This is a genomic window from Serratia sp. 4542, assembly GCF_016805595.1.
Lineage (GTDB): Bacteria > Pseudomonadota > Gammaproteobacteria > Enterobacterales > Enterobacteriaceae > Serratia > Serratia nevei.
Genome location: NZ_RXKV01000008.1, coordinates 110,482 through 117,214, shown reverse-complemented (window position 1 = coordinate 117,214; position 6,733 = coordinate 110,482). Strand labels below are relative to the sequence as shown.

Here is a 6,733-nt window from a genome sequence, read left to right as displayed (position 1 = left end):
CACTGCCAGGCATCAAATAAAACAACAAGCCTCATGCGAAAGCATGGGGCTTTTTGTTTTGTCTGTTATCTGGCGTTCTGCACGAGCATGGGCATGCGAAAGGCCCGTCGGGAACGGGCCTTAACGCCGCGTGCGGCGGCCCTGGAAGGGAGAGTCTCAGGATGAGACGAATTGTGTAGGACAAATCCGCCGGGAGCGGATTTGAACGTTGCGAAGCAACGGCCCGAAGGGGGGCGGGCAGGACGCCCGCCATAAACTGCCAGGCATCAAACCAAGCCGAAAGCCCTGAACTGACGTTCAGGGCTTTTTGCTATGCGTAAAATGCAAAAAAGCGCAGCTAGGCTGCGCTGCTTTTCCCAGCTTCTCTCCGATAAACAGCCAGAGAAAAGGCCCCGAAGGGCCTTTGATTAGGGTGTGTTTGCTTTTTCACTTATTATTCGGTTAATGCGAGCTGCCCTGAGAGATGCCCAGCCCGGTTTGCGAACGGACAAACTGAGCCCGGAAGCGTTCCCGCTCCTGCTGCCCGGCGAGCGAGCCGTCGGTGATCGAGAACAGCCAGGTACCGACAAAGGCCACGATCATCGAGAACAGCGCCGGATATTCATACGGGTAAATCGGCTTTTCATGGCCGAGGATCTGCACCCAGATCGTCGGGCCGAGGATCATCAGAATCACCGCCGTCAGCAGGCCCAGCCAGCCGCCAATCATCGCGCCGCGAGTGGTCAAACGCGACCAATACATCGACAGGATGATGATAGGGAAGTTACAGCTGGCGGCGATAGAGAACGCCAACCCGACCATAAAGGCGATGTTCTGCTTCTCGAACAAAATCCCCAGCGCGATAGCGACCAGGCCGAGCACCACAACGGTGATTTTGGAGACCTTCAGCTCGTCGCGCTCGGTCGCCTTGCCGTTTTTCATCACGCTGGCGTACAGATCGTGGGAAACGGCCGAGGCGCCGGCCAGCGTCAGGCCTGCTACGACCGCCAGAATGGTGGCGAAGGCCACCGCCGAGATAAAGCCGAGGAAGAAGCTGCCGCCAACGGCATTGGCCAGGTGTACCGCCGCCATGTTGGTGCCGCCCAGCAGCGCGCCGGTGGCGTCTTTGAACGCCGGATTGGCGCTGACCAGCAAGATGGCGCCGAAGCCGATGATAAAGGTCAGGATATAGAAGTAACCGATAAAACCGGTGGCGTAGAACACGCTCTTGCGCGCTTCTTTGGCGTCACTCACGGTGAAGAAGCGCATCAGGATGTGCGGCAGACCGGCGGTGCCGAACATCAGCGCCAGGCCGAGCGACAGCGCGGAAATCGGATCGGAGACCAGGCCGCCGGGGCTCATGATGGCGATGCCTTTCGGATGCACCTTCACCGCTTCGGCGAACAGGGTATTGAAGTCGAAGTTGACCGACTTCATCACCATCAGCGCCATAAAGCTGGCGCCGGCCAGCAGCAGCACCGCCTTGATGATTTGCACCCAGGTGGTGGCCAGCATGCCGCCGAACAGCACGTACAACACCATCAGGATACCGACCAGGATCACCGCCACGTGGTAGTTGAGCCCGAACAGCAGCTGGATCAGCTTGCCGGCGCCGACCATCTGCGCGATCAGATACAGCGCGACTACCACCAATGAGCCGCAGGCCGACAGGGTGCGGATCGGTTTCTGCTGCAGACGGTAAGAGGCGACATCGGCAAAGGTATAACGGCCGAGGTTGCGCAGGCGCTCCGCGATCAGGAACAGAATGATCGGCCAGCCGATGAGGAAGCCGATGGAATAGATCAGGCCATCATAACCCGAGGTGTAAACCAGGGCGGAGATGCCGAGGAACGAGGCGGCGGACATGAAGTCGCCGGCGATCGCCAGGCCGTTTTGCAGGCCGGTGATGCGCCCACCCGCGGTGTAGTAGTCCTGGCGGGAACGGGTGCGTTTGGACGCCCAGTAGGTGATGTACAGGGTGGCGCCGACAAACAGGATAAACATCACGATCGCCTGGATGTTCAGCGGTTGACGATGCACTTCGCCGCCGATGGCGTCGGCATGAGCCAGACCGGGCAGCAACAGCAACGCGGCGGCGGAAAGGGCGGAGCATAAACGCTTCATTGTTTCACCTCACGCAGGATTTCTGCGGTGAGGCGATCGAACTCGCCGTTGGCGCGAAACACGTAGATCCCGGTCAAGACGAAAGAGATCACGATCAGCCCGACGCCGACCGGGATCCCGCGGGTGATGGTCGATCCGGCGGCGATCGGCGTGCCGAGCCATTGCGGATCGAAGGCGATCAACAGAATAAAGCCGACGTACAGCGCCAGCGTAATCAGCGACAGCAGCCAGGCGAACCGGCCGCGTTTTCTCACCAGCTCTTTAAAGCGCGGGTTTTCTTCAATCCCTTGATAAATGGTGTCATTCATCAGAGTGTCTCCAGTAGGTATTGATAGAGTACGCCGCGCCAGGGCCGCTCAACGGCGCGTTATCCGAATGAGCGGCCTGAAGCGGCGTAAATTATGACGGCACTTTCATTGATTGTTTTTCTTCCAACAGCTTGTCGACTACGGCCGGATCCGCCAGCGTGGAGGTATCCCCCAGGTTGCTGGTGTCGCCGGCGGCAATTTTGCGCAGGATACGCCGCATGATCTTGCCGGAACGCGTTTTGGGCAGCGAATCTGTCCAGTGCAGCACGTCCGGCGTGGCGATCGGCCCTATCTCTTTACGCACCCAGTTGCGCACTTCGGTATAGAGCTCCGGCGTCGGTTCTTCGCCGTGATTCAGCGTGATGTAGGCGTAGATCGCCTGGCCTTTGATGTTGTGAGGAATGCCGACCACTGCCGCTTCGGCGATTTTCGGGTGCGATACCAGCGCAGACTCGATCTCGGCGGTGCCCAGACGGTGGCCGGAGACGTTCAGCACGTCGTCGACGCGGCCGGTGATCCAGTAGTAACCGTCCTCGTCGCGGCGGGCGCCGTCACCGCTGAAGTACATGCCTTTGAAGGTCGAGAAGTAGGTTTGCTCGAAGCGGTCATGATCGCCAAACAGGGTACGCGCCTGGCCCGGCCAGGAGTCGACGATCACCAGGTTGCCTTCGCAGGCGCCTTCCTGCGGTGTGCCGACGTTATCGACCAGCGCCGGCTGTACGCCGAAGAAAGGCCGCGTGGCGGAACCGGCCTTCAGCTCGGTGGCGCCCGGCAGCGGGGTAATCATGAAGCCGCCGGTTTCGGTTTGCCACCAGGTATCGACGATCGGGCACTTTGCGTTGCCTATCTTGTTGTAATACCACTCCCAGGCTTCCGGGTTGATCGGCTCGCCGACCGAGCCCATGATGCGCAGCGAATCGCGTCGGGTGCCCTCGATCGCCTTGTCGCCTTCGGCCATCAGGGCGCGAATGGCGGTCGGCGCGGTATACAGAATGTTGACCTGGTGTTTGTCGATCACCTGCGACAGGCGATTGACGCCTGGATAGTTAGGCACGCCTTCGAACATCAGCGTGGTGGCGCCGCAGGCCAGCGGGCCGTACAGCAGATAGCTGTGGCCGGTGACCCAGCCCACGTCGGCGGTGCACCAATAAATGTCGCCGTCGTGGTAGTCGAACACATACTTAAAGGTCATCGCAGCGTACACCAGGTAGCCGCCGGTGGTGTGCAGCACGCCTTTCGGCTTGCCGGTCGAGCCGGAGGTATACAGGATAAACAGCGGGTCCTCGGCGTTCACTTCTTCCGGCGGGCAGTCGGCGGAGACGCCCTGGGTCAGTTCATGCCACCACAGATCGCGCCCTTCCTGCCAGTAACCCGGTTTGCCGGTGCGTTGGAATACCACCACGTTGGCCACGCTGACCACGCCGGGATTTTTCAGCGCATCGTCGACGTTCTTTTTCAGCGGCACGGCGCGGCCGGCGCGCAGGCCTTCATCGGCGGTAATGACCAGTTTGGCGTTGGAGTCGATAATGCGTCCGGCGACCGCTTCCGGCGAGAAGCCGCCGAAGATCACCGAATGTACGGCGCCGATGCGCGCACAGGCCAGCATCGCGACCGCCGCTTCCGGCACCATCGGCATATAGATAGCCACCACGTCGCCTTTTTTCACGCCAAGCTTTTTCAGCACGTTGGCGAACTGGCAGACGTCATGGTGCAGCTGTTTGTAAGTCACGTTCTTGGATTGGGTTGGGTCATCGCCTTCCCAGATAATGGCGGTCTGGTCGCCGCGCTCAGCCAGATGGCGGTCCAGACAGTTGGCAGACAGGTTCAGCGTACCGTCTTCAAACCAACGAATGCTGACGTGGCCGGGATCGAACGACGTGTTTTTAACTTTGGTATAGGGTTTGATCCAGTCCAGGATTTTGCCATGCTCACCCCAGAAAGCCTCTGGGTCTTGAACCGACTGTTGATAATACTGTTGGTATTGTGCCGGATTAATCAGGGCGCGCTCTGCAATTGCAGAAGGAATAGCGTGTTTATGCAGTTGGCTCATAGCTTTTCTCCTTGAAGTTGTTAATGATATGTCAACTGAAGGTTAAGTATAGTTTGCTACGATTCTTTGTTTCTTTTTTGCGCGGCAGATCACGCAACAAAGATATTGATTTGTAATAGTTCTGTCGCATTTGCGGGACGTATCTATCTCTTTGGCGTTTAATTCATCATAAACCCGCGTTTTTAGCCAAAAACACTTATCTAAAGAACAAAAAAGAATAAAAAAAGACGAGACTGTTTGCCTCGTGATTAATCGCGTGGGAAAGGCCTGCGTTATTTCACGCTATAAATCTTTTTGGATTATTTTCCGCTATTAATATTCGAAGTTGGTATTAACGCGATATAACGATGGACGGCATATCGTGAAATAACGTTTTATTAACCTTTAATTCCTGATGAAAGGTCGGGTGATATCCTAGGGCATTCACTCTGCGCCATCGTTCGATTTTTAAGCTAAATATAAAGCGGTGCTGCATTTATGGTCGAAAATGTCACTCGGTCAATTCTCATTTATTTGACTTTTGCATAACAAAATATAAACATTTGATGCGGATTAAATATGCAGAATGGACGAAAAATAACGCATTTTAATGGCGTTCAAAAAAACGTCGTCGGCGCGGTTATGTGCTTCATTGCATGAGAAATTATGTTTTTAATAACAAGCAATTATGCCATTTGAAATAGTAACGCGAAATTTTTGTTATTCGATTCAGCGCTCAACCCTGACAAATCAAGGCTTGCAGAGTATGCCGCCCGGATGATACAGATTTATACTGCGTTGCACCCAGGGCAGGTGAACGCTTCCACTGAATTAACATAAGCCTGTAATAAATGATTAAGTATTCTTTTCTCCGTGTTGCGACTTTGTACGGCGAAAAGAGTCTTTGAGGACTTTTTGGGTATGAAAAGTGTAAAAATTAGCCTGGCTTGGCAAATCCTGATCGCGTTGGTACTGGGTATTATTGTTGGCGCGGTATTGCACAACCAGACAGAATCTCGTGAGTGGCTGGTCAGCAATATTCTCAGCCCGGCGGGTGATATCTTTATTCGCCTGATCAAGATGATTGTGGTACCGATCGTTATTTCCACGCTGATCGTCGGTATTGCCGGCGTGGGCGATGCGAAAAAGCTGGGCCGCATCGGATTGAAAACCATTATTTACTTCGAAGTGATCACCACCGTTGCCATCGTGGTGGGGTTGACGCTGGCCAACGTATTCCAACCCGGCCACGGCATCGATATGTCGACGCTGACCACGGTGGACATTTCGCAGTATGAGAAAACCACCGAACAGGTGCAAAGCGGTTCGCACAGTCTGGTGGCGACCATTCTGTCGCTGATCCCGTCGAACGTCTTCTCGTCGATGGCCAAGGGCGACATGCTGCCGATTATCTTCTTCTCGGTGCTGTTCGGTCTGGGGCTGTCGTCGTTGCCGAAAGAGACCAAAGAGCCGCTGCTGAAGGTGTTCAAGGCGGTGTCCGAGAGCATGTTCAAAGTCACCCACATGATCATGCGCTATGCGCCGATCGGGGTGTTTGGCCTGATTGCGGTCACGGTAGCCAACTTCGGTTTCGCCTCGCTGCTGCCGCTGGCCAAGCTGGTGGTGCTGGTGTACTTCGCCATCGCGTTCTTCGCCCTGGTGGTGCTGGGGGCGGTCGCCCGGCTGTGCAACCTGCGCATCTGGACGTTGATCCGTATCCTGAAAGACGAACTGATCCTGGCTTATTCCACCGCCAGCTCGGAAACGGTGCTGCCGCGCATCATCGAAAAGATGGAGGCCTACGGCGCGCCCAAGTCGATCACCAGCTTCGTGGTGCCGACCGGCTACTCCTTTAACCTGGATGGCTCGACGCTGTACCAGAGCATTGCCGCTATCTTTATCGCCCAGCTGTACGGCATCGAGCTGTCGTTGGGGCAGGAGATCGTGCTGGTGCTGACGCTGATGGTCACCTCGAAAGGGATCGCCGGCGTGCCGGGCGTCTCGTTCGTGGTGCTGCTGGCCACGCTGGGCAGCGTCGGCATTCCGTTGGAAGGCCTGGCGTTCATCGCTGGCGTGGACCGTATCCTGGATATGGCGCGCACCGCGCTGAACGTCGTGGGTAACGCGCTGGCGGTGCTGGTGATTGCCAAGTGGGAGCACCAGTTCGATCGCAAGAAGGCGCTGGCCTACGAAACGGAGTTTCTGGCGCAGAAGGTGAAGCCGGCCAATCAGGCCTAATCACCGAGCGTCGCCGACGTTAAAAACGCCCCGGGCAGCGGTGCCGGGGCGTTTT

At 56.5% G+C, this 6,733-nt stretch carries 4 protein-coding genes; 1 reads left to right on the top strand and 3 read right to left on the bottom strand.

Features of this window, described 5'->3' with window-relative positions; translation table 11 throughout:
• Window positions 1-441: 441 nt before the first annotated feature.
• From actP to acs, 3 genes are all read right to left on the bottom strand, one after another.
• Entirely contained in the window at window positions 442-2,103 is a 1,662-nt protein-coding gene (gene actP, locus EKL15_RS10740) for a cation/acetate symporter ActP (protein ID WP_203089457.1), read from the bottom strand.
• On the bottom strand, window positions 2,100-2,411 hold the full coding sequence (locus EKL15_RS10735) for a DUF485 domain-containing protein (RefSeq protein WP_004930047.1): 312 nt from the start codon (window positions 2,409-2,411) through the stop codon (window positions 2,100-2,102). Before EKL15_RS10735 ends, actP begins: the two co-directional genes overlap by 4 nt.
• Before the next feature lie 91 nt (window positions 2,412-2,502).
• The gene (gene acs, locus EKL15_RS10730; protein WP_084826977.1) at window positions 2,503-4,461 is read right to left on the bottom strand and encodes an acetate--CoA ligase; all 1,959 of its coding nucleotides are present in this window, start codon (window positions 4,459-4,461) and stop codon (window positions 2,503-2,505) included.
• A gap of 900 nt (window positions 4,462-5,361) precedes the next feature.
• On the opposite strand from acs, the gene gltP reads away from it, so the two are divergent.
• On the top strand, window positions 5,362-6,678 hold the full coding sequence (gene gltP, locus EKL15_RS10725; RefSeq protein ID WP_015376334.1) for a glutamate/aspartate:proton symporter GltP: 1,317 nt from the start codon (window positions 5,362-5,364) through the stop codon (window positions 6,676-6,678).
• Window positions 6,679-6,733: the final 55 nt, after the last annotated feature.